The organism is Nonomuraea fuscirosea (assembly GCF_035917475.1).
Taxonomy (GTDB): Bacteria; Actinomycetota; Actinomycetes; order Streptosporangiales; family Streptosporangiaceae; genus Nonomuraea; species Nonomuraea fuscirosea.
Map to the genome: position 1 here is coordinate 4,717,914 of NZ_CP109074.1, position 21,506 is coordinate 4,739,419.

At 71.9% G+C, this 21,506-nt stretch carries 25 protein-coding genes; 12 read left to right on the forward strand and 13 right to left on the reverse strand.

Going from position 1 to position 21,506, the window contains the following annotated elements; genetic code table 11:
• Positions 1-193 precede the first annotated feature (193 nt).
• Positions 194-598: a MerR family transcriptional regulator gene (locus OIE67_RS21765; RefSeq protein WP_407674874.1), complete on the forward strand. Its 405-nt coding sequence runs from the start codon at positions 194-196 to the stop codon at positions 596-598.
• 106 nt (positions 599-704) lie between these two features.
• Here the strand turns inward: OIE67_RS21765 and OIE67_RS21770 are convergent, their stop codons facing one another.
• Positions 705-1,475, reverse strand: a complete 771-nt coding sequence (locus tag OIE67_RS21770; RefSeq protein WP_326643138.1) for an alpha/beta fold hydrolase — start codon at positions 1,473-1,475, stop codon at positions 705-707.
• A 56-nt stretch (positions 1,476-1,531) separates the two neighbouring features.
• Between OIE67_RS21770 and OIE67_RS21775 the strand changes: the two genes are divergently transcribed.
• The gene (locus OIE67_RS21775; protein ID WP_326643141.1) at positions 1,532-2,206 is read left to right on the forward strand and encodes a TetR/AcrR family transcriptional regulator C-terminal domain-containing protein; all 675 of its coding nucleotides are present in this window, start codon (positions 1,532-1,534) and stop codon (positions 2,204-2,206) included.
• A 42-nt stretch (positions 2,207-2,248) separates the two neighbouring features.
• On the opposite strand, the gene OIE67_RS21780 is transcribed toward OIE67_RS21775, so the two are convergent.
• From OIE67_RS21780 to OIE67_RS21790, 3 genes are all read right to left on the reverse strand, one after another.
• On the reverse strand, positions 2,249-3,556 hold the full coding sequence (locus OIE67_RS21780) for a TolB family protein (RefSeq protein WP_326643142.1): 1,308 nt from the start codon (positions 3,554-3,556) through the stop codon (positions 2,249-2,251).
• Complete coding sequence (locus OIE67_RS21785) at positions 3,553-4,053, reverse strand: SigE family RNA polymerase sigma factor (RefSeq protein WP_326643144.1); 501 nt, start codon at positions 4,051-4,053, stop codon at positions 3,553-3,555. The genes OIE67_RS21780 and OIE67_RS21785 overlap by 4 nt, the downstream gene beginning before the upstream one ends.
• A 212-nt stretch (positions 4,054-4,265) precedes the next feature.
• Entirely contained in the window at positions 4,266-4,979 is a 714-nt protein-coding gene (locus OIE67_RS21790) for a TetR/AcrR family transcriptional regulator (RefSeq protein ID WP_326643146.1), read from the reverse strand.
• Positions 4,980-5,077: 98 nt separating this feature from the next.
• Between OIE67_RS21790 and OIE67_RS21795 the strand changes: the two genes are divergently transcribed.
• Positions 5,078-6,706, forward strand: a complete 1,629-nt coding sequence (locus OIE67_RS21795) for an ABC-F family ATP-binding cassette domain-containing protein (protein WP_326643148.1) — start codon at positions 5,078-5,080, stop codon at positions 6,704-6,706.
• Between the two features lie 33 nt (positions 6,707-6,739).
• Here the strand turns inward: OIE67_RS21795 and OIE67_RS21800 are convergent, their stop codons facing one another.
• A complete protein-coding gene (locus OIE67_RS21800; protein ID WP_326643150.1) occupies positions 6,740-7,153 on the reverse strand; it encodes a DUF6223 family protein in 414 nt (137 codons plus the stop codon).
• 261 nt (positions 7,154-7,414) lie between these two features.
• Between OIE67_RS21800 and OIE67_RS21805 the strand changes: the two genes are divergently transcribed.
• A complete protein-coding gene (locus tag OIE67_RS21805; protein WP_326643152.1) occupies positions 7,415-8,623 on the forward strand; it encodes a sensor histidine kinase in 1,209 nt (402 codons plus the stop codon).
• Positions 8,620-9,294 (forward strand): response regulator transcription factor, encoded by a 675-nt coding sequence (locus OIE67_RS21810; protein ID WP_326643154.1) that lies wholly within the window; start codon positions 8,620-8,622, stop codon positions 9,292-9,294. The genes OIE67_RS21805 and OIE67_RS21810 overlap by 4 nt, the downstream gene beginning before the upstream one ends.
• On the opposite strand, the gene OIE67_RS21815 is transcribed toward OIE67_RS21810, so the two are convergent.
• Positions 9,278-10,519, reverse strand: coding sequence for an ROK family protein (locus tag OIE67_RS21815; protein WP_407674875.1), 1,242 nt, complete (start codon positions 10,517-10,519; stop codon positions 9,278-9,280). The two genes, OIE67_RS21810 and OIE67_RS21815, sit on opposite strands and share 17 nt — an antisense overlap.
• Before the next feature lie 190 nt (positions 10,520-10,709).
• Between OIE67_RS21815 and OIE67_RS21820 the strand changes: the two genes are divergently transcribed.
• Complete coding sequence (locus tag OIE67_RS21820; RefSeq protein ID WP_326643156.1) at positions 10,710-10,937, forward strand: tautomerase family protein; 228 nt, start codon at positions 10,710-10,712, stop codon at positions 10,935-10,937.
• 1 nt (position 10,938) lies between these two features.
• Here OIE67_RS21820 and OIE67_RS21825 read toward each other — a convergent pair whose 3' ends face one another.
• Positions 10,939-12,534, reverse strand: coding sequence for an MFS transporter (locus tag OIE67_RS21825; protein WP_326643157.1), 1,596 nt, complete (start codon positions 12,532-12,534; stop codon positions 10,939-10,941).
• Positions 12,535-12,640: 106 nt separating this feature from the next.
• On the opposite strand from OIE67_RS21825, the gene OIE67_RS21830 reads away from it, so the two are divergent.
• Together OIE67_RS21830 and OIE67_RS21835 are read left to right on the forward strand one after the other, a co-directional pair.
• On the forward strand, positions 12,641-13,225 hold the full coding sequence (locus tag OIE67_RS21830; RefSeq protein ID WP_326643159.1) for a helix-turn-helix domain-containing protein: 585 nt from the start codon (positions 12,641-12,643) through the stop codon (positions 13,223-13,225).
• Positions 13,226-13,322: 97 nt separating this feature from the next.
• Entirely contained in the window at positions 13,323-14,183 is an 861-nt protein-coding gene (locus tag OIE67_RS21835) for a class I SAM-dependent methyltransferase (protein WP_326643161.1), read from the forward strand.
• A 390-nt stretch (positions 14,184-14,573) separates the two neighbouring features.
• Here the strand turns inward: OIE67_RS21835 and OIE67_RS21840 are convergent, their stop codons facing one another.
• Genes OIE67_RS21840 through OIE67_RS21850 form a run of 3 tightly spaced genes read right to left on the reverse strand, consistent with a single transcriptional unit; the run spans position 14,574 to position 15,624 of the window.
• The gene (locus OIE67_RS21840) at positions 14,574-14,717 is read right to left on the reverse strand and encodes a hypothetical protein (RefSeq protein ID WP_326643163.1); all 144 of its coding nucleotides are present in this window, start codon (positions 14,715-14,717) and stop codon (positions 14,574-14,576) included.
• Positions 14,714-15,076 carry a hypothetical protein gene (locus tag OIE67_RS21845; RefSeq protein ID WP_326643165.1) on the reverse strand — a complete coding sequence of 121 codons (363 nt, stop codon included), beginning with the start codon at positions 15,074-15,076 and terminating at the stop codon, positions 14,714-14,716. The genes OIE67_RS21840 and OIE67_RS21845 overlap by 4 nt, the downstream gene beginning before the upstream one ends.
• Positions 15,077-15,081: 5 nt before the next feature.
• On the reverse strand, positions 15,082-15,624 hold the full coding sequence (locus OIE67_RS21850) for a helix-turn-helix domain-containing protein (protein ID WP_326643167.1): 543 nt from the start codon (positions 15,622-15,624) through the stop codon (positions 15,082-15,084).
• Positions 15,625-15,712: 88 nt separating this feature from the next.
• Between OIE67_RS21850 and OIE67_RS21855 the strand changes: the two genes are divergently transcribed.
• Both OIE67_RS21855 and OIE67_RS21860 read left to right on the forward strand, forming a co-directional pair.
• Entirely contained in the window at positions 15,713-16,552 is an 840-nt protein-coding gene (locus tag OIE67_RS21855) for a prephenate dehydratase (RefSeq protein ID WP_106248743.1), read from the forward strand.
• Positions 16,553-16,712: 160 nt separating this feature from the next.
• Positions 16,713-17,483 (forward strand): enoyl-CoA hydratase-related protein, encoded by a 771-nt coding sequence (locus tag OIE67_RS21860; RefSeq protein WP_245956331.1) that lies wholly within the window; start codon positions 16,713-16,715, stop codon positions 17,481-17,483.
• Between the two features lie 66 nt (positions 17,484-17,549).
• On the opposite strand, the gene OIE67_RS21865 is transcribed toward OIE67_RS21860, so the two are convergent.
• Both OIE67_RS21865 and OIE67_RS21870 read right to left on the reverse strand, forming a co-directional pair.
• Positions 17,550-18,572, reverse strand: coding sequence for an LLM class flavin-dependent oxidoreductase (locus OIE67_RS21865; RefSeq protein ID WP_326643170.1), 1,023 nt, complete (start codon positions 18,570-18,572; stop codon positions 17,550-17,552).
• Between the two features lie 99 nt (positions 18,573-18,671).
• Positions 18,672-19,136, reverse strand: coding sequence for a GNAT family N-acetyltransferase (locus OIE67_RS21870; RefSeq protein ID WP_326643173.1), 465 nt, complete (start codon positions 19,134-19,136; stop codon positions 18,672-18,674).
• A gap of 26 nt (positions 19,137-19,162) precedes the next feature.
• Here OIE67_RS21870 and OIE67_RS21875 point away from each other — a divergent pair, with 26 nt between their 5' ends.
• Positions 19,163-19,684, forward strand: coding sequence for a CGNR zinc finger domain-containing protein (locus tag OIE67_RS21875; RefSeq protein ID WP_326643175.1), 522 nt, complete (start codon positions 19,163-19,165; stop codon positions 19,682-19,684).
• A gap of 67 nt (positions 19,685-19,751) precedes the next feature.
• On the opposite strand, the gene OIE67_RS21880 is transcribed toward OIE67_RS21875, so the two are convergent.
• Complete coding sequence (locus tag OIE67_RS21880; protein WP_326643177.1) at positions 19,752-20,675, reverse strand: AraC family transcriptional regulator; 924 nt, start codon at positions 20,673-20,675, stop codon at positions 19,752-19,754.
• A gap of 114 nt (positions 20,676-20,789) precedes the next feature.
• Between OIE67_RS21880 and OIE67_RS21885 the strand changes: the two genes are divergently transcribed.
• The gene (locus OIE67_RS21885) at positions 20,790-21,344 is read left to right on the forward strand and encodes an NADPH-dependent FMN reductase (RefSeq protein WP_106248751.1); all 555 of its coding nucleotides are present in this window, start codon (positions 20,790-20,792) and stop codon (positions 21,342-21,344) included.
• Positions 21,345-21,506: the final 162 nt, after the last annotated feature.

Genomic DNA, 21,506 nt, shown 5'->3' on the forward strand with positions numbered 1-21,506 from the left:
CTGCGCGAGGCCGGGCTGATCGACGGCCGGCGGCGCGGCACCTGGGTGTACTACTGGATCGTCCCGGCCGCGCTCAAGCGCCTGACCAGCGTCACCGCCCTCCCGAGCCGATGATCGGCGCGGGTGCTCCGCCGGCCCGCCCGCCGGATACCGTGGGGAGCTGACGCCAGGAGCGGGTGTGGTGACGGAGGTCATGGTGCGTATCGGAGAGCTGGCCGAGAGATCGGGCGTCAGCGTCCGGTCCCTGCGCTACTACGAGGAGCAGGGGCTGCTGGAGGCGCACCGGAGCGGCTCCGGGCAGCGCCACTATCGCGAGTCCGCGATCGACCGGGTGCGGCTGATCCGGATGTTGCACGCGGCCGGCCTGTCCAGCCGGACCATCGCCGAGCTGCTGCCCTACGTCGAGGCCAGGGCCACCACCCCGGAGTCGCGGGCCCGGCTGAGGGCCGAGCGTGATCGCATCGACGCCGAGATCGCCGCGCTGACCCTCACCCGTGACCGTCTCGACGCGCTCATCCTGACCTCCGCGCATCCGGCCAGCGGCTGTACGTGGATCGCCGAGCCTTCCGCGAAGGCGAGCGCCGGCGCGGCGATGTGATCACGCCGGCCGGCGCTTCAAGGGTGTGATCAAGACGGCCGGGGCGCTCCAAGGCGTCCGCGTGAGCGTGGGCGGACCTGGACAAGAACGTTCCGGCCACATCGTCTCAGCCGGCGAACACCTTCTCGGCCAGCTCCCGGATGACGCGCGCGACCTCGGCGGGCCGCTTGAGGTCGGCCCCGTGGTCGGCTCCCGGCAGCACCACCCGCTCGGCGTGCGGCAGCACGCGCTGGAGCGCGTCCAGCCGCTCGGCCAGGTGCGCCGGGCTGTGCTCGCCGCCGAGCAGCACCATCGGGAGCTTGATCGTGGCGTAGGCGTCGAGGCGCACTCCGAGCCGGTCCAGCGCCTCCAGGTCGTCGAGCTGCCTGGGGATGAGGCGGCGGTAGCGCGGGATGAGAGCGGTGATCGCGCCGGCGAGCCTCGCCTGCGGGTCCGGCAGTTCCACGGTGTCGCGCATGAAGATCGCCAACCCCTTGCCCGGGCTGCCCGACGCCACCGCCGCGCGGGCCCGCCGCAGCACCTCGCCGCCCTCTCCCGACAGCGGCGGCCCGATCACCGCGGGCGGTTCGAAGATCACGGCGCCGGCGAACGACGCCGGTGAGGCCGCCAACGCCTCCAGCGCGACCACCCCGCCGGAGGAGTGACCGTAGAGCACCACCGGCTCTCCGGCCGAGCGGGCCAGCCGCAGCACCTCTTCGGCCTCCTGCTCCACCCGCACGGGCGCGCCGCGATCCGGCCGGTACTGCAGGCGGTCCAGGCGCAGCACCCGGTAGCGGGAGGCGAGGATCGCGGCCACCTTCCCGCATCGCCTCCCGTCGGACAGGCCCGGATGGACCAGCACGATCGGCCGTCCCCGCCCCTCGTCGTAGGTCCGCATCACGCCTCCCGCTTAGCATCGCTAAGGACCGACCTTAGCAATGCTAAGCTGCCCGCATGCCCAGCGACAAGAGGCCAGGCCTGACCAAGCAGGTGCTGATCGACACCGCGCTCCGCCTGCTGGACGAGGTGGGGCTGGAGGGGCTCACGGTGCGCCGGCTGGCCGCGAAGCTCGGCGTGCGCTCCCCTGCGCTGTATTGGCACATCCGTACCAAACAGGAACTTCTCGATGGGATGGCCGACGCGATCTGCCGCGTTCCGGGGATGGGCCCGCCCCAGGACGACGAGACCTGGCAGGACTGGCTCCCGCGCCGCGCCCGGGCCTACCGCGCCGCGCTGCTGGCCCGGCGAGACGGCGCGCGCGTGGTCGCCCACGCGCGCTCGCTGAGCCACGAGACCGTGGCCCTGTTCGAGCGGGAGCTGGCGGCCATGGTCGAGCGGGGCTTCACCCCGGCGCTGGCGCTGCACACCATCGCGGCCCTGACCTCCTACGTGAACGGATTTGTGCTGCGGGAGCAGGCGGCGGCCGCGCCGGAGTCCCTCGACGAGGCTCCGGCCGCGCCGCGGTCCGTGGACGAGGCGCCGGCCGTGCTGGCGGCCGCCGTGCGCGAGGGCGGCGGGACCATCGGCGGCGAGGCCTTCGAACACGGCCTGCGGGTGTTCATCGCCGGCACGTCCGCCGTGCTGTCCCAGGAGCGGGACGGACCGGCCGCCGCGAGTGCCGCCCGATGAGCCCGGCCCTTCATCGAGGCCGGGCTCAGGGCCGGGGCGCCTCTACTTGATCGTGGCCAGGTCCAGGACGTACATCTCGTTCCCGACCTTGTAGGCCAGCAGCCGGTCGGAGCCACTGTCGGGCATCGCCGTGCCCCCCGTCGCGTCCGGACGTATGCCGAGATCGGCGGTTCTGCCGGTGACAGCGTCGTAGAGCGCCGCGAAGAGCTGGTCTCCCGGTCCCAGCAACGAGGTCTGGAAGAAGCGCTCCAGGCCGGCTTCGTTGCTCTCCTGGAAGTCCTTGGGCAGGTCGCGCTCATGGGAGCCGTCCCGATCGCGGACAAACCCCCGCAACACGGTACGGGATCGCACCGTCTTCGGGCACGGGCGATCACCGCATGTGATCTTCTCGCCGGAGGAGTCACGGTTGTCGACCTTGACGGTCTTGTAGCGCACGTCGATCCCCCAGCACCGTTCGACGCCGCACCTGACCTCCTCCCCCGCCTTGACCGCGGCCTCGTTCCGCTCGCCGGTCTCGACGTCGAGCACCTCACGGAAGATCGCCTTCCCGCGGTGAACGCCCACCCACGGCCAGCTCAGGATGTGGTGCCGCTCGGCGCCCTGCACCGGCCGCGGCGAACCTCCGCTCAGGGGAACCCGGTACACGCCGCCCTTCTCGTAGGCGAACACCACGTCCGAGCCCGTCACCGCCAGCTCGCGGATGTGCCCCTCCTTCATGACGTTCCCGAGAGGCACGTCGGTCACCCGCCGGGGCCGGCCCCCGGCCGCCGGCACCGTCCAGATCCGGGCGACCCGCGGGCCGCCCTTCTCCTTGTACGACGCCCACCAGACGATGTGGCCGCCACCGGCGGCGACGCCGTCCGCGAAGATCGCCGAGCCCTTCGTCGGGGGGATCTCGGCGATCCTCCTGGGCCGGCCGGTGCCCAGGTCGTAGCTCCACAGGTACTGGCGCTTCCCGTCACCGACACCCGTCATGACCAGCAGCGTGCGATCGTCGAGGAGCAGCTGCGGATAGTACGCGCGGCCGTCGGGCAGCCTGGCCGGGATCTTGTGCACGGCCTGCGGCCACACCTTCCAGACCGGCGGCGGCACCTTCTTCACCGGCGGCCCGGCCTCCCCGGTCGCGCTCACCGCGGGATGCGGCTCGCCCGCCACGCCCAGACCGTTCACCACCACGCCGACCCCGCCCGCCACCAGGATCACGGCCGCGGCCGCGGTCACCGCGGTGTTCCTGGCCCGCCGCCGGCGATGGCGCGTCTTGACCGTCGCCAGCAGCCCGTCCGGCGCCTGCGGCGCGCCGTGCGCCGCTCCGGACAGGACCCGGCTCAGCTTCTCTTCAAGATCGGTCATCGCATGCTCCCGTGGGTCTCCATCGAGGACAAGAGGGAGGAACGCAGCTTGTCCAGGCCACGGAAGGCCTGGCTGCGCACGGTTCCGGCGGAGATGCCGAGCACCTTGGCGATCTCGGCGTCGCTGAGCTGCTCGTAATAGCGCAGCACCAGCACGGCCCGCTGCCTGCGCGGCAGCGCGGCCAGTTCCCGCCACAGGCCCTGCTCCTCCTCGGAGGGAAAGACCTCGCGATGAACCCGGTCCGGCGGGGCCCCGGTGAGATGTTCACGCCGGCGCCGCCGCCAGACGCTGATGTGCAACCGCGCCATCGTGGTCCGGACGTAGCTGTGCGGGCTGTCCTTGTGCCTCACCCTCGGCCAGGCGCCGCACAGCCGGATGAGAGCCTCCTGGACCAGGTCGGCGGCGTCATGCGGGTTTCCGGTCAGGACGTATCCGTAGCGGAGCAGCGCTTCGGTCCGCTCTGCGACGAAGTCGTCGAAGCCGGGCTCGTCGTCCACTTGTCGTCCCTTCAGTCGTCACGTCCCAGACGGCCGAAAGGGCGAAGACGTTGCATCGTCCGGCGAACGATCTCCCGGAATCTCGCGGGACGTACCCCGGAGATCGTCCGGCAGCCCCGGCGAACCGCAGGCCCGCCGGACGAGGAGACCCCGGCAGCCCAGCGGTAACGCCTCCACCGCGGCGTCCTCGGCCGCATGCGGGCGGGCCTGAGCTACGACTCCGTGGATGCCTCCTCGGCTGCGCCGGCCTGGATGCCGTCGAGGAGCCAGGTGAGGCCGATGGTGAAGCTGGTTTCCCAGTCGCCGTCCTTCGCGAGGGGGCCGTGGGTGGCGAGGGCGGGATAGCGGTCCTGATCGGCGCGGAAGTGCTCCCGGGCGGCTTGTCGCGCGCCCTGCTCCCGGGCTGTCCAGGTCGCCTGCATGAGCGCGGAACCGATGACGTAGTTGGACAATCCGTACGCCGCGGCGGTCAGGTGCGGTTCGGTGACCCCGGCCGCCACGAGGGTGCCGTACAGGAACTCGCTGCGGGCGAGCACGTTGGGGCCCAGCATCGGACGGCCGAGCAGCGCCGCCGACCAGGGATGCGCCAGCAGGACGGCGTGCCATCCGCCGATCAGCGCGGTGATGCCGGCACGCCAGTCACCCCCGCCGCCTTCGCCCGGGATCTGCACCGCTGCGAAGATCGCGTCCAAGGCGAGGTCGAGGACGTCGTCCTTGGTCTTCACGTGCCAGTAGAGGGTCGTGGAGCCGGTGCCGAGGCGCTCGGCGAGCCGTCGCATGGTCAGCCGGTCGGCGCCCTCCTCGTCCAGGAGGGCGATGGCCTCGGCCACGATCCGGTCGCGGCTGAGCGGCGGCGCCGCACGCGCCTCCCGCGCGGGCGCTCGCAACCACACGTCTCCGGCCGACCCTGAGCGTCTCCCCGCCAATTCGTCCTCCTCGTCGTCGCCCCGCCCAGTCTAGTATGGTGATCGAGCACCGGATCAATGGTCCAGACGATAGAGCAACGGTCCAGACGAGGAGCGCGGTGGCGGGACATGTCGAGGTCGACCGGCTCACCTACGTGCTGCCGGACGGGCGCCTGCTGCTGCACGAGGTCTCGTTCCGCATCGGCGACGGCGTCAAGGCCGGGCTGGTGGGGCCGAACGGGGCGGGCAAGACGACCCTGCTGCGGCTGATCGCCGGCGATCTGCGACCGGACGACGGCCGGGTGGCCTGCTCCGGCGGGCTGGGGGTGATGCGGCAGTTCATCGGCAGCGTACGGGACGACCGGACCCTGCACGATCTGCTGCTGTCCGTCGCCCCCGGCCCGGTCCGCACCACCGCCGCGCACCTCCGACGGGCGGAGTCGGCGCTCGCCGCACACGACGACGAGACGACGCAACTGGCCTACGCGCAGGCGATCAGCGACTACGCCGACGCCGGCGGCTACGACATGGAGGTGGTGTGGGACACCTGCGCGACAGCCGCCCTGGGCCTGCCGTACGACGCGGTCAGGCAACGCCCGGTCGGCACCCTGTCAGGCGGCGAGCAGAAGCGCGTCGTCCTGGAGGCCCTGCTGCGCGGACCTGACCAGGTCCTCCTGCTGGACGAACCGGACAACTACCTGGACGTGCCCGCCAAGCAATGGCTGGAAGAGCAACTGAGCGCCACCTCCAAGACCGTGCTGCTCGTCTCCCACGACCGGCAACTGCTGGCCAACGCCACCGACCGCATCGTGACCGTCGAAGCCCGCGGCGCCTGGGTCCACGGCGCCGGCTTCGCCACCTACGCCCAGGGCCGCCAGAACCGCATCGACCGGATGGAAGAACTCCGCCGCCGCTGGGACGAGGAACACGCCAGGCTCAGACGCCTGGTGCAGACCCTCCGCCAGACAGCGGCCGGCAACGACGCCCTCTCCTCCGCCTACCGTGCCGCCCGTACCCGGCTGGCCCGCTTCGAGGAGGCGGGCCCGCCGGAACGCCCGCCCCGACGGCAGAACGTCCGGATGCGGCTGCGCGGCGGCCGCACCGGCAAACGTGCAGTCATCTGCCAAGCACTCGGACTCACCGGCCTGATGCGGCCGTTCGACACCGAGATCTGGTACGGCGAACGCGTGGGCGTCCTCGGCTCCAACGGCTCGGGCAAATCCCACTTCCTCCGGCTGCTGGCCGAAGCGGCGGACGGCGCGCTCCCCTCCGTCCCGCACACCGGTTCCGTCCGGCTGGGCGCCCGGGTCGCCCCCGGACACTTCGTGCAGACCCACACCAGGCCCGACCTGCACGGCCACACCCCCGCCGAACTGGTGACGACCGGCCACGCCCGCACCCTGAACGAAGCCATGGCCGCGCTCGCCCGCTACGAGCTCGCCCCAGCCGCTCAGCAACGGTTCGAGACCCTGTCCGGCGGGCAGCAGGCGCGGCTGCAGATCCTGCTGCTGGAACTGTCGGGCGCCACGCTGCTGCTGCTCGACGAACCCACCGACAACCTCGACCTGGCCGGCGCCGAAGCCCTGCAACAGGGCCTCACGTCCTTCGCCGGCACCGTGCTGGCCGTCACCCATGACCGCTGGTTCGCCGCCGACTTCGACCGCTTCCTCATCTTCGGCGCCGACGGAACCGTCTACGAGAGCGACGATCCGGTCTGGGACGAAGCCCGCGTCGAACGGGCCCGCTGAGCACGCCCGGATCGAGACGCCGCGGCGTACGGGTCAGGCGGTGCGGCGCGAGCGTGCCACCACCAGCCCGCCGAGCACCACGGCGACCAGCCCGACCGCCAGCGCCACGTAACCCCCGACGATCCCGTAACCCGTGCCGGGACCCCCATCCGCGGCCGCCACGACCAGCCCGCCGACGCCCGCCCCGGCCAGCCCCGCCACCAACGCCGCGACGGCTCCCCTCCTCCCGCCGTCACCGGCCCGGCGGGCGGAACGGGCCAGAGCCAGCCCGCCGATCACGACGCCGGCCAGCCCCACCAGCGCACCCACCACGGACCACAACCGCCCGGCGGTCAGGGCGTAGGCCCCGACGGGCTCCGCCGGCACATGAGCCACCTCCTGCCCGGCGGCCCCCGCCATCCCGGACAGGTCGGCCACAGCGGACAGCAACAGAACACGGACAGACATGATGATCCTCTCAGGAGAACGACAGGCGCCCACGACCAGCACGGCCACTCGGCCACGACCCCGCCGACGGGCGCCGGCAGACCAGCGAGGGCCGCACACCACCGATCGTCGCGCCGCCGACGCCGCCGCGCCTCCGCCGGCCGACGGCGGCCTCTACGCAGTTCCACGTAGACGACCCGCCCCTCGGTACGCCCCCTGTCGTACGCCCATCACGCCTCCGGACGCAGGATGCCCACCTGCGGGAAACCGTAGGATCGACGCATGAAAGACCGCGCCGTCACGTTGCGCCTGCCGGTGCCGGCGCAGGAGACCCTGCTCGCGCTCTTCATCACCGTGATGCAGGTCCAGGGCACGATCGTGCGCAACACCGGCGAACAGATCGAGCGCCCCCTCACCGACCTCGGCAACCTCGGCTACATCCTGCTGATCGCGAGCGGAGCGGTCATCGCCGTCCGCCGCCGCTGGCCGGTGCCGGTCTTCGCCGTCACCGCACTCGTCAGCCTGGCGTACTACACCCTCGGCTTCCCGGACGGCCCCGGCTGGCTCGCGCTCTTCGTCGCCCTCTACACCGTCGCCGCCTACGGTGACGGACGCCGCTCCCTCGTCATCGCCGGCGCCGGCACCCTCATCCTCGCCGCCGCCTGGCTGACCGCCGCGGCCGACATCGAGCCACGCGCCGCCATCGGCTGGGTCTACTTCCGCATCGGCGCCTCCGTCATGAGCGCGGCCCTGGGCGAATCCATCCGCTCCCGGCACGTCATCGCGGCCGAAGCACAGCGACGCGCCGAACTCGCCGAACGCACGCGCGAGGAGGAGGCACGAGCACGCGTCGACGCCGAACGGCTGCGCATCGCCCGCGAGGTCCACGACACCGTCGCCCACGCCATAGCGATCATCAACGTCCAGTCCGGCGTCACCGCACACGTCCTCGGCAAACGCCCGGACCTGGCCCGCGAAGCACTCCGCGCCATCGAGCAGACCAGCTCCCGCGCGCTGCGGGAGATGCGCGCCATCCTCGGCGTCCTCCGCGACGACGACACCGGCGACGACGACCCGCGCGCGCCGTACCCCAGACTGGAACAGATCGACGAACTGGCCACCAAAGCCCGCGAGGCCGGACTCGACTGCACCATCGACATCACCCAGCCCCCGGCGCCGCTGCCCAGCACGGTCAGCAACGCCGCCTACCGCATCGTGCAGGAATCCATCACCAACGTGGTCCGCCACGCCGGCCCCACCCGCGTCACCGTGACCCTGAACCCCGGCACCGAAGCCGTCGAGATCAGCATCACCGACGAAGGCCGCACCACCCCGGCCCCGCGACCCGACGGCACCACACCCTCCGGCCGCGGCATCCTCGGCATGCGCGAACGCTGCCGGCTCCTGGGCGGCGAACTCGACGCCGGACCGCTGCCCGACGGCGGATTCCAGGTCAGAGCACGACTCCCCCTCACCGGGACCCACCGATGACCGGCTCTCCGATCAAGGTGCTGCTCGCCGACGACGAAGGCCTCGTACGCTCAGGATTCAAGGTCCTGCTCGACCTCGAGGACGACATCACCGTCGTGGGAGAGGCCGTCAACGGCGCCCAAGCCGTCGAACTGGCCCGCGCCACCCGCCCCGACCTCGTCCTCATGGACATCCGCATGCCCAAGCTGGACGGCATCCAGGCCACCGCCCAGATCGCCGCCATTCCCGGGCTGGAGCAGGTCCGGGTCCTCATCCTCACCACCTACGACACCGACGAGTACGTCTTCGACGCCCTGCAGGCCGGCGCCAGCGGATTCCTCCTCAAGGACGCAGGGCCGGCCGAACTCCTGCACGCCGTCAGAGTGATCGCCGCCGGAGAAGCACTGCTCGCCCCCCGGATCACCCGGCGCCTCATCAGCCAGTTCGCCACCCAGCGCAGAATCGCCCAAGCCGCACAGCACCAGCTCGCCGTGCTCACCGAACGCGAACGCGAAGTACTCACCCTCGTCGGCCACGGACTCAGCAACCAGGAGATCGGCGCCGAACTGTTCCTCAGCCCGGCCACCGCCCGCACGCACGTCAGCCGCGCCATGACCAAACTGGGCGCACGCGACCGCGCCCAGCTCGTCGTCATCGCCTACCGGACCGGACTCGTCACCCCCGCACCCTAGAGGGCACCGGTCTGCGCAGAGCCGCCAACGTCCTGAGGGGATCATCCAGCAAACGGGCGAAGGCGAGCTCCGCGGCCCCCGCGAGCGTCGTGTCATCGCCCAGCGCCGTCACCGCCAGTCGCACCCGCTCCCGCGACACCGGCAGCACATGCGCATCGATCCGCGCCCGCACACACGCCGCCACCCCGGGATACACATCACGCAGCATGCCCCCGAACACCACCAGCGCCGGGTTGAACAGGTTGATGAGATTCACCACCCCGACACCCAGCCAATCACCCACCCGGTCCACAGCGTCCCGCGCACGATCGTCACCCGCCCCGGCGAGACCGACGACGGCCCGGATGCCCTCCCGGCCCACCAGCTCACCGGACCGCCCCGCGTACTCCAGCAAAGCCTCCTCCCCCACCTCCGCCTCCAGGCACCCACGCGAGCCGCACAGACAGGGCCGCCCGTCGAACGGATTCACCAGCATGTGCCCGAGCTCGCACCCGTAACCGCCGTCACCATCCAGCAGCTCACCGCCGACGATGATCCCCCCGCCCACTCCGACGTCCCCGTGCAGGTAGATCAGATCGCCGACGTCGGAACCCACTCCGCGTACGTGCTCCGCGATCGCCCCCAGATGCGCCTCGTTGCCCACCTCGACCGCGAGCCCCAGGCCGAGCCCGGCCGCCAGCTCCGCGCCGAACGCCTGATCCACCCACCCCAGCTGCGGCCCGTACCGGACCATGCCGTCGGCCCGCCTGATCATCCCGCAGTACGACGCCCCCACACCCACGCACAACGCGTCAGGACCGGCCCCGGCCACCAGTTCCCGGCCGAACGCGGCCAGCACACCGACGACATCCCCCAGATCCACCCCGGCGCGGGCCCGCACCGCCTCACGCCGCTCCAGCACCCGGCCGCCCAACCCGACCCGCGCCGCCACCAGCCGATCCACCGCGACGTCGAACGCGAGCCCGTACAGCGTGCCCTGCTCGGGCATCACCACGATGGACGGCCGGCCCGCCTGCCCCCGCCCGACCGGCATACCCTCCCGGACCAGCCCGGCCGCCGCCAGCTCGGCGGTCAGGTCCATGATGGTGCTGCGGTTGAGCCCCGTCCAACGGCCGAGCGCGGCCCTCGACACCATGCCGTCGCGATGGACGCGCCGCAGCACCTCGCTCAGGTTCCGCTGCCGCACCTGCTCCTGCGTCCGCGCGCCCGCCGACGATGCCGTCACCTCCGTCAGCTTAGAACCAATCCGAGGTGCGGTCTCGTTGAGGAAAGTTATGGTTCTGGGCGGTCGAGAGGGACTTGCAATAGCCAGACGCCTTTACGTTGTAGATTTCTATCAAGCGGCGTTTGTCCAGTTCAGGCAGGGGCAGGTCCGCTGAGCGGCGGTGCGCCGCACCCACGGGGAGGGGGACCCCATGCCACTCGTCAACGTGAAGGTCATCGAGGGCGTGTTCAGCGACGCGCAGAAGGCCGACATGGTGGAGAAGCTGACCGACGCGATGGTCGCCATCGAGGGCGAGAACCTGCGCTCCCTCACTCTCGTCATCGTCGAGGAGGTCAAGAGCGGCGACTGGGGCATCGGGGGCAGACCGGTGACGGCCGCGGACGTGAAGGCGCTGATCGCGGGCGAACGATCCGGATGACCTACGCGGACAACTGGGGGTGCCGGTCGTCGCCGGATGTCTTCTCCTGGCCCGCCGACGCGGGGGGCCTGTTCGACGGTCCGCGGACGACGGCGTAGACGAACAGGACGCCCATGACCACGACGCCGGCCCACATGGCCTGCTGCCAGCCGTCGACGAAGGATCGCCGGGCCGCCTCGGCCAGCGCCCGCGCGTGGGGCCCGGCGGTGCCCGCGACCTCGACGGCGTTGGCGACGCCCTGGCGGGCGATGTCCGCCAGGCCCTGGGGGATGCCGGTCAGCCGGTCGTCGACGGCGGCGCGGTAGCCGTTCGCCAGGAGCGCCCCGAGCAGGGCGACGCCGAGCGCGGTGCCGAATTCGCGGGTGATGTCGTTGAGCGCGGAGGCGACCCCCTGCTTCTCCCTCGGCAGGGAACCGGTGATGGCCTCGGTGGAGGGAGTCATCGCCAGCCCCATGCCGATGCCCATGGCGAGCATGCCGGGCAGGATGGACAGGTAGCCGCCCTCGACCGAGACGATGCCGGCCATGAGGGCCAGACCGGCGCCGAACAGGGCGATCCCCGCCGCCATGGTGGCGCGGGCGCCGACGCGCGCGGCCAGGTGGGGCGCCAGGCCGGAGGTCAGCATCATCAGCACGGCCATGGGCATCATCGCCAGCGTGGACAGCAGCCCCGACCAGCCGAGCACGGCCTGCAGGAACGGGAAGAGGACCACGAAGACGCCCGCCTGGACGCCGAAGACCACCAGCAGGGTGAGGGAGCCGCCGCTCAGGCCGCGCTCGCGGAAGAGACGTACGTCCAGGAGGGCCACGTCCGGGCGGCGCAGTTCCCAGGCCACGAAGAAGATCAGCGCCGCCAGACCGGCGACGAGGGCGGCCAGGGTGACCGGGTCGCTCCAGCCGCGCTCCGGGCCTTCCTGGAGCACGAAGATGAGACCCACCACGGCGACGACGGAGGCCAGCGCGCCGACGGTGTCGAAGGGGTGCCCCGAGTGCTCGCGGGAGTCGGGCACGGATCGCATCATGCCGAGCGAGACGACGACGAGGGCGACCGGCAGCAGGAACAGCCACCGCCAGTGCGCCACGTCCACGAGCAGGGCGGACAGGAACATGCCGATGATGCCGCCGCCTCCGGCCACGCCGGTCCACACGCCGATCGCCTTGCCGCGCCGCTCGGCGGGGAACGTCGAGGTGATCACGGCGAGGGTGATCGGCATGATCATCGCGGCGCCCGCCCCGCTGAGCACGCGAGCGGCGATCATGACTCCGGCGGACGGGGCCAGGCCCGCCAGCACGCCGGCGACCCCGAAGACGATCAGACCGGTGATCAGCATGGGCTTGCGGCCCAGCCGGTCGCCGATCGCGCCGAGCGGAAGCAGCAGGGCGGCCAGGGTGAGGGTGTAGACGTTGATGATCCACAGGATGGTGGTCTGGGACGCGCCGAACTCGACGGCCATGTCCGCCTGGGCGACGTTCAGGCCGGTCACCGAGGCGATGACCGCCATCAACGCGACACAGACGGCGATCAGGACCGTGCGCAGCTGACGCGCGTCCGGCGCTCCCCCGTCGTTCTCCCCCGGTACGGGCTGGTCGGTGCTCATGAAGTCCTCTCTGAAAGGGCGAGTCGGAAGGCGAGGGCCCAGCGGATCCGGGCCGTCTGCGGAAGACGGTAACCCCGGCTTGCGGCACGGGCATAGGATGTTGCCTATGAAGCAAGAAGATGAAGACCTGGACAGCCTCGTACGCAAACGCATCCGCGCCCTGCGGGTCGCGCAGGGCTGGTCGCTGGAGGAGTTGGCCAACCGGGCCAGGCTCAGCCAGTCCTCACTGAGCCGCATCGAGAACGGCCGGCGCCGCCTCGCGCTGGATCAGCTCGTCACCCTCGCCCGCGCCCTGGACACCTCCCTCGACCAGCTGGTCGAGACGGCCACGGACGACGTGGTCACCAGCCCGATGATCGACGGCGCCCACGGCCAGATGCGCTGGCCGATCAAGGCCGACCCCGGCATGACCGTGATGCGTCAGCGCATCACCGACCCGCCGCCCGACAATCCAGCCCGGATGCGCGCCCACCCGGGCCGCGAATGGCTCGTCGTCCTGTCCGGCACGGCCGTCCTCATGCTCGGCCACCGCCGCTTCCGCCTGGAGGCGAACCAGGCCGCCGAGTTCCCGACGATGATGCCGCACGCCCTCGGCGCCGAGCGCGGCCCGTGCGAGGTCCTGGGCATCTTCGACCGCGACGCGCGCCGCGGCCACCAGCGCGACGACGACGGCTCCGGCACCCCGGACTGACGGCACGGCTTGCGCGTCCGGCAAAGGCGGCGGTCATCGTCTTGCGTATAGCGAAAGGAATCATGCTTTACGCGCATGGCCACCGTACTGTGGCGTCATGACGCACACGCATCCGCATCCCACCCACGACCACGGCGGCCACAGCCAGGAGGAGATCCTCGACCTGGACGCGGAGGTCCTCGCCGAGCACCTCGCCGCCATCACCGGGTGGCTGCCCCTGGCCGCCGATCCACGTCACATCGTGGACGTGGGCTGCGGCACAGGAGCGGGCACCTTCGCCCTGCTCGACCGCTTCCCCGAAGCGCGCCTCACCGCCGTCGACACCTCGCCCGAGCACCTGCGGCGCCTGCGCGAGAAGGCGTGCGCCCGCAAGGTGGACGACCGCCTGGACATCGTGCGGGCCGACCTCGACGACCCCGACTGGCCGGAGCTCGGCACGCCCGATCTGGTCTGGGCGTCGGCCTCGATGCACCACATGGCCGACCCCGCCCGCGTCCTGCGCCGGGTCCACGACCTGCTCGCGCCCGGCGGCCTGTTCGCCGTCGTCGAACTGGCCCGCTTCCCCCGCTTCCTGCCCGCCGACGCCCCAGAAGAGCGGCCCGGCCTGGAGGAGCGCTGTCACGCCGCGGCCGAACACGTCCACTCCGGGCGTCTGCCCCACCGCGGCGCCGACTGGGGGCCGATGCTGACCGCCGCCGGGTTCGCCCTCGACGGCGAACGCACCGTCACGGTGCACCTCGACGGCTCCGGCGACGAGGCGATCGGCCGCTACGCGCTCAGCGCGCTGCGCCGGTTTCGCGGCGCCGCCGCACAGGCGCTTCCTGCCGACGACCTCGCCGCGCTCGACGGGCTGCTCGACACCGGCGGCCCGCACAGCATCCTGCGCCGTGACGACTTCGCGCTCCGCACCGAACGCACCGTCTGGGCCGCCCGCCGAGTCCTGCGGAGCGCTCCGTGAGCGGGGTGCCGACGCCGGGGCCCTGACCGTGACGGCCGCAGCCGCGGGCGGCGTGCGGATCGACGACAGGACGGTCGACGGCACGGCCTAGGTGCCCGCCGACGCCAGCCTGCACGTCGTCGGCGATCTCCCGCATCTCGTGAGCACATGACTGGAGATCAGGACGGTGCGCCTCCCGTCGGCGAGCGCGCGCAGCCAGGCCAGGCCCTGCGGGCGCGGGGGTGTCCGCCCATGGCGGCGTAGACGCGCAGGTGTCCAAGGCCGAGTGGCGCGGACGGAAAGAGGCGGCGTCGAAGCCCGCCCCGACCACGCCGGTCGGGTGCGGGACGTCCCGGCAGCGGCGCCCGCCGACGGTCTCGCCGCCTGAGGTGGGCGCCACGTGGCCGATCATCATGCGCATCGTCGTGGTCTCGCCGGCGCCGCCGAACCGAGGAAGGCGGTCACGGCGCCGGGCCGGACGGTGAGGCTCAGCTGGTCGACGGCGGTGATCCGGCTGTAGGCCATGGTCAGGTCACGTACCTCGATGCCGGTCACCCGGCCGCCCGCCGGATGGCGGCGACCAGCCGGTCGGCGTCCGGCACCGAGAGGACGATCTCGTCGAACTCGCCGCCTGAGCGCGCGCGATCCAGGATCAGGTGCACGCCGGGCTGGTCGCGGGTGGCCGCCACCAGCTGGCGGGGGCCGCCGAACAGCCCCCAGACGCCGATCTTGGCGTGCCCCGACACCGCGAGGCCCTTTCTCACGCCGCGGGCGACGCTCAGGGGCCGGGGGGTGACGAGCGCCTGCCGTACCGCGTGCGCGGGAACGACGTGCCGGGACCGGCCGGCGAACATCCGCTCCCACGGGCCGAACTCGATGGCGATCAGACTGTCGTTGATCATGACCGTGGCCATGGCTGTCATCCTTTCCTCAGCGGGAGGAGGACCGTCGCCAGCAGACGAGGCGTCCGCCGCCCTCCCGGTTCGTTCGCCAGCAGGGGGCGCACCAGCTCGGCGAAGCCCTGCGCGAAGCGCAGGAACTCCTCCTCGTCCAGGTGCAGCACCAGCTGCTGGTAGCCGGCTCCGTCGGCCGCCAGATCGACGTGCTCTCCGGCCAGGTAGCGCGAGAACTCCGACAGCAGGGTGGAGACGAACGCAGTGAAGTAACGCGCGTGCTCCTCCCTCGACGCGGCGGCCAGCGCCTGGGGGCTCGGGGTCAGCCCTTCCTCGGGCAGCGCGTAGACGCGCTCCTTCGCACCGCCGACCTTCCGCTCCTCCACCACGACCAGCAGCCCGGCCTTGGCCAGGGTGGAGATCTGCCGGTAGAGCGTGGCCTGCGGCACGTCGGGCAGCAGGCCCGCCAGGTCCGACGCCGTACGGCGGGCGCCCGCCGTGGCGGACAGGATCCGGATGCGCACGGGGTGAAGCGCCAGCTCCGCCCACTGCTCGATGGAAAAACTCACATATCGGACGTTATCATTCTCGATAATGAGAAGGCAACTGGGCGAGCGATGGCCGGTTCAGGCCCGGGTGCATGGGAAACTTGCTGAGGTGACCGCACGACGTATCGCCTACCAGGGCGAGCCCGGCTCCAACTCCCACATGGTGTGCAAGCGCCACTACCCCGACTGGCACGCGGTACCGTGCGCGTCCTTCGAGGACGTGTTCGCCGTGGTGGAGAGCGGGCGGGCCGAGCTGGCGATGATCCCGATCGACAACTCGATCGCCGGCCGGGTCGCCGACATCCACCACTTCCTGCCGACCTCGGACCTGCACATCATCGGCGAGCACTTCCTGCGCATCCAGTTCCACCTGATGGCGCCGCCGGGCGCGACCCTGGACACGATCAAGGCCGTGCACAGCCACGTCCACGCCCTCGGCCAGTGCCGCCGGATCATCCGCGAGCACGACCTGGTGCCCGTGATCGCCGGTGACACCGCCGGGGCCGCGCGGGAGGTGGCCGAGGCGGACGACCCGACCCAGGCGGCGATCGCGCCGCCGCTCGCGGCGGAGATCTACGGCCTGCGCACCCTGGCCCGCGACGTCGAGGACGAGGAGCACAACACCACCCGGTTCGTGGTGCTCAGCAGGGACTTCGTCCAGGCCCCTCGCGGGCACGGCCCGGTGGTCACCTCGTTCGTCTTCAACGTCCGCAACCTGCCGGCCGCGCTCTACAAGGCACTCGGCGGGTTCGCGACCAACGGCATCAACATGACCAAGCTGGAGAGCTACATGGTGGGCGGCCACTTCACCGCCACCCAGTTCCTCGCCGAGGTGGACGGGCACCCGGACGATCCCGGGCTGAAGAACGCGCTGGAGGAGCTGGCCTTCTTCACCACGGACGTGAAGATCCTCGGCGTCTATCCGGCCGATCCGTCCCGCACCGGCTGATCCCCCGGGAAATTCCGGGCGAACGCCGGGTGCCCGGCGCGGCGCCGACGGCGAAGGGAAAACCCCGGGCCGCGGGCTGACAAGGACGGCGCCCAGGCGGGAAGAATGCCTCCGTGGCCGATCGCGGTCACGTGTCTGCGCGATCTTCGGGAGCCCGACCGTGAACCTGGAACATGTACTGCTCACCCGCGACGCCGACTTCGTGACGATCACGATGAACCGGCCGCAGCGGCGCAACGCTCTGTCGCTGGCCCACCTGCGGGAGCTGATCGAGGCGTTCGGCGCCGCCGGCGACAGCGACGCCTCAGGGATCATCCTGGCGGGGGCGGGCCCGGTCTTCAGCGCCGGTCACGACTTCGCCGACGTCGCCGAGGCCGACCTGGACGGGGTGAGTGCCATCCTGGACACCTGTCTCCAGCTCATGGAGCTGATCGAGTCGGTGCCGCAGCCCGTCGTGGCGCGGGTGCACGGCCTGGCCACCGCGGCGGGCTGCCAGCTGGTCGCCACCTGCGATCTCGCCGTCGCCGCCGACTCAGCCGGGTTCGCCGCGCCCGGCGGCAAGGGGGGCTGGTTCTGCCACACCCCCATGGTCGCCATCGCGCGCGACATCGGCCGCAAGCGGGCGGCCGAGATGGCGTACACCGGCGACACCATCACCGCCGCGCAGGCGCTCGACTGGGGGCTGGTCAACCGGGTCGTGCCCGCCGCGGAGCTCGACGACGCCGTCGCCGACCTGCTCGGGCGGGCCACCAGGGGCAGCCGCGCCTCGAAGGCGCTCGGCAAGCGCACCCTGCACCAGCAGCTGCCGCTGCCGCGGGCGGACGCGTACCGGCTGGCCACCAAGGTCATGGCCGAGTCGTCGCAGTCCGCCGCGGCGCGCGAGGGCATGGCGGCGTTCCTGGGCAAGCGCCCGCCCAAGTGGACCGACTGACGCACGCGACCGCCGGGCCGGCACGGCCGGCACGCGGACGGCGCGGGCTCGTTCCGGCGGGCGGCGTCAGCGCCAGCCGAGCGCGGGGGCGACGTGGGTCAGGACCGAGGAGAGCAGGTGGGCGTTGTAGTCCACGCCGAGCTGACTGGGCACCGTCAGCAGCAGCGTGTCGGCCGCGGCGATGGCCTCGTCGGCGGCCAGCTCCTTGACCAGCACGTCGGGCTCGGCGGCGTACGTACGCCCGAAGACGGCCCTGGTGGTGGCGTCGATGAAGCCGACCTGGTCCGTGCTGGCCCGCTCGTGACCGAAGTACGCGCGGTCGGTCTCGTTGACGATCGGCATGATCGAGCGGCTCACCGACACGCGCGGCTCGTCCTCGTGGCCGGCCTCCTTCCACGCCTCCCGGTAGGCCGCGATCTGCTCGGCCTGCTGCACGTGGAACGGCTTGCCGTTCTCGTCGTCCTTGAGCGTGGAACTCATCAGGTGCATGCCCAGCCCGGCGGCCCACTGCGCGGTGGCGTTCGAGCTGGAACCCCACCAGATGCGCCGGCGCAGCCCCTCCGAGTGGGGTTCGAGGCGCAGCAGCCCGGGCGGGTTGGGGAACATCGGCCGCGGGTTCGGCTGGGCGAAGCCCTCGCCGTCGAGCACCTTGAGGAAGACCTCCGCGTGCTTGCGCGCCATGTCCGCCTCGGTCTCCCCCTCCGCGGGCTCGTAGCCGAAGTAGCGCCAGCCGTCGATCACCTGCTCGGGTGATCCGCGGCTGATGCCGAGCTGGAGCCGCCCGCCCGCGATGAGGTCGGCCGCGCCGGCGTCCTCGGCCATGTAGAGGGGGTTCTCGTAGCGCATGTCGATGACGCCGGTGCCGATCTCGATCCTGCTCGTCCGCGCGCCGACGGCCGCGAGCAGCGGGAACGGGCTCGCCAGCTGCTGGGCGAAGTGGTGCACGCGGAAGTAGGCGCCGTCGGCCCCGAGCTCCTCGGCCGCGACCGCGAGCTCGATCGACTGCAACAGGGTGTCGGACGCGCTGCGGGCCTCCGAGTACGGCGACGACGACCAATGCCCGAAGCTCAGGAAACCGATCTTCTTCATAGAGAGTTGAACCTTCCTCGCGTCAAGGACATTCCGCGAGGCCCATCGTCTCCGACCGCCGGACCCGGCGCGACGACGTCACGGCGACCAGCGGCGTCGTCACGGCTTCCAGCAGAGCAGGGGGTCGGGGTGGCCGGTGAAGCCGAGGCTCCGGTAGAGCGGTTCGGCCTCGCGCGAGGCGGTGAGGTCAACGCGTACGGCGTCGCGTTCGCGGAACCAGCCGAGCAGGCCGAGCATGATCGCCCGCCCGTGCCCGCGCCGCCGGTGCGACGGGTCGGTGACCATGCCGATGACGTGGCCGATCCGGCCGTTACGCGAGTGCGGGCCGGGGAACCACTGCTCGATCGTGCCGATGCCGCAGGCGGCCAGGCCGGGCCCGCCGTCCACGACCAGGATCCGGCACTCGGGTTCGGCCAGTTTCCGCTCGAACACCCGGGCGAGCGCGTCGCGCCAGTCGTCACCGGCGTTCGCGGGATTGAAGAAGTCGCCGCCGAGGTCGTCGAAGAGCAGGGCCCGGAGGCGGACGAGTTCCGGGATGTCGTGTTCTGTTGCGGTTCGTGGCATGACGTACAGGCTGTTGTAATGAGCTTGTGCAGCTCAACCCTTACGGCGCGGACGTGGTGAACTTCGCCGCCGAGCTGGCGAACCGGCCACCGGCGAGCGCCGCCGAACTGGCCGCTCGCTGCCGCGCGGCCGGTCTGGCGCTGGAACGTCCGGTCGAAGCGGCGGATCTCGACCGGACCCTCGACGTCATCGCCGCCTGGACGAAGGTCGTCGACGCCGCCGACGAACACGAGCGGGCCGGGCTGGTCAACGAGATGCTGGCCCGGTCGGCCGCCTATCCGCGGCTGACCGACCACGCGCACGGCTGGCACCTGCACTACCGCGACCACTCCCAGCCGCTCGGCGCGGTGCTGTTCGCGCTGATCGCCGTGGGCACGGCGCTGCATCTCACCGGCCGGGGCATGGACCGGCTCGGGCGGTGCGCCGCCGACGGCTGCGTGGCGATCTTCGCGGACACCTCGCGCACCGCGCGGCAGCGGTACTGCTCCCACCCGTGCGCCAACCGGGACGCGGTACGCCGCCACCGCGCCCGCCGCTCCACCACCTGACGAGACGGCTGGCCGCAGCGCCGGCTCACGCGCGGGCCGTGGCGTCGGCCGATGCGGGCGAGACGGCTCAGGCCACCGCGGGCCGGCGGCGGTAGCGGCCGGGTGGTACGCCGAACTGCCGTTTGAAGGCGTTGCCGAAGGCGAACTCCGACGCGTAGCCCATCCGCTCGGCCACCTCCGCCACCGACGCGTCCGAGTCGCGCAGCAGGCGGGCCCCGTTCATCAGCCGCCACCAGGTCAGGTAGGTCAGCGGCGGCTGCCCGACCAGCGCCGCGAAGCGGCGGGCGAAGCCGGCCCGCGACATGCCCGCGCGGACGCCGAGTTCCTCGACCGTCCAGTGGCGGGCCGGGTCGCGGTGGACGGCGTCGAGCGCGCGGCCGATCCCGGGGTCGGCCAGCGCGGCGGCCCAGCCGGACAGCGTGCACGGCTCGTCCTGGGTCTCGAAGTAGGCCCGCAGCACGTACAGCTGCAACATCTCCAGCAGCGACGACACCACCACGTCGGCGCCGGAACGGGGGTTGTCGATCTCGGCGGCCAGCAGCTCGACGGCGGCCCGCAGCCCGGAATGGCTGCCGAGCGTCGCGGGAAGGTGGATCACGCTGGGCAGCGAGCTCAGGATGGGGTGGCTCCGGGCGGGGTCGAGCCGGTAGCCGCCGGCCAGGACGACCGTCTCGGGCCCGGCGCCGTCCGTCCCGGCCGAGCCGAACAGCTCGTGATGGGCCCCGCAGTCCGCCTCGGCCAGCGTTCTGGCAGGATCGTCGGTCAGCCCGAACGAGTCGCCGTGCGGCAGGAACACCACGTCGCCGACGCTCAGCGGAACGGGCTCACCGTCCGGCGGGACGAACCAGCAGGATCCGCGTAGCACCAGCATGAAACTCGCGGACCCGTCTGCCGTGCGGAACCACGTCCCCCAGGGCGCCCGCCAGGAGAAGCGGGTGGAGGTGGGCCGCCCGCCCCGCATGAAGGCCACCACGTCGCTGAGCACATCCATACGGGGAGTCTAACCACAGAGACGATCGCGTATGAAAGTTGGACAGCAGCGCATTCAGTATCTCAGCGCTTCTCCGTACGGTGGTTTCCGCACAGCCGAATGAGGAGTATTGACATGCTGAGAATAGGCATCATCCTGGGCAGCACCCGTCCCGGCCGCAACGGCGAGGCGGTGGCGCGCTGGGTCCACGAGCTGGCCGTCAAGCGCGGCGACGCCGAGTACGAGATCGTCGATCTGAAGGACTTCGACCTGGGCAACCTGGACGAGCCCGAGCACCCCGCCACGGGCAACTACCAGTACGAGCGCACCAAGCGCTGGTCGGCCAAGGTGGCGTCGCTGGACGCGTTCGTCATCGTGACCCCGGAGTACAACAACTCCTACCCCGGAGCGCTCAAGAACGCGCTCGACTTCCTGTACTCGGAGTGGACCAACAAGGCGGCCGGGTTCGTCGGCTACGGCGTGGACGGCGCGCCCCGGGCGATCTCGCACCTGCGGCACGTCCTCGGCCTGCTCAGCGTGGCCACCGTGTCGAACCAGGTCGGGCTGTCGATCCACACCGACTTCGCGGACGGCTTCCAGCCCGCCGCCGCCCACGAGGACCGGCTGAACGTGGTCCTCGACCAGGTCCTGTCCTGGGGCTCGGCCCTGCGCCCGCTCAGGGCGGCCTGAGCCGCGGACACCGTCGGACCCGGCGGCCGGGCCCACGCCCGGCCGCCGGGAGCGGACCTGGGCGGGGGGCCGGGTCCAGGCGGATAGGACCTGGGCCGGGTCGGTCCAAGCGGGCGAAACCTGGACCGGCTCCGGCCCGCCGGGCGTGGACCTGCGCCGGAC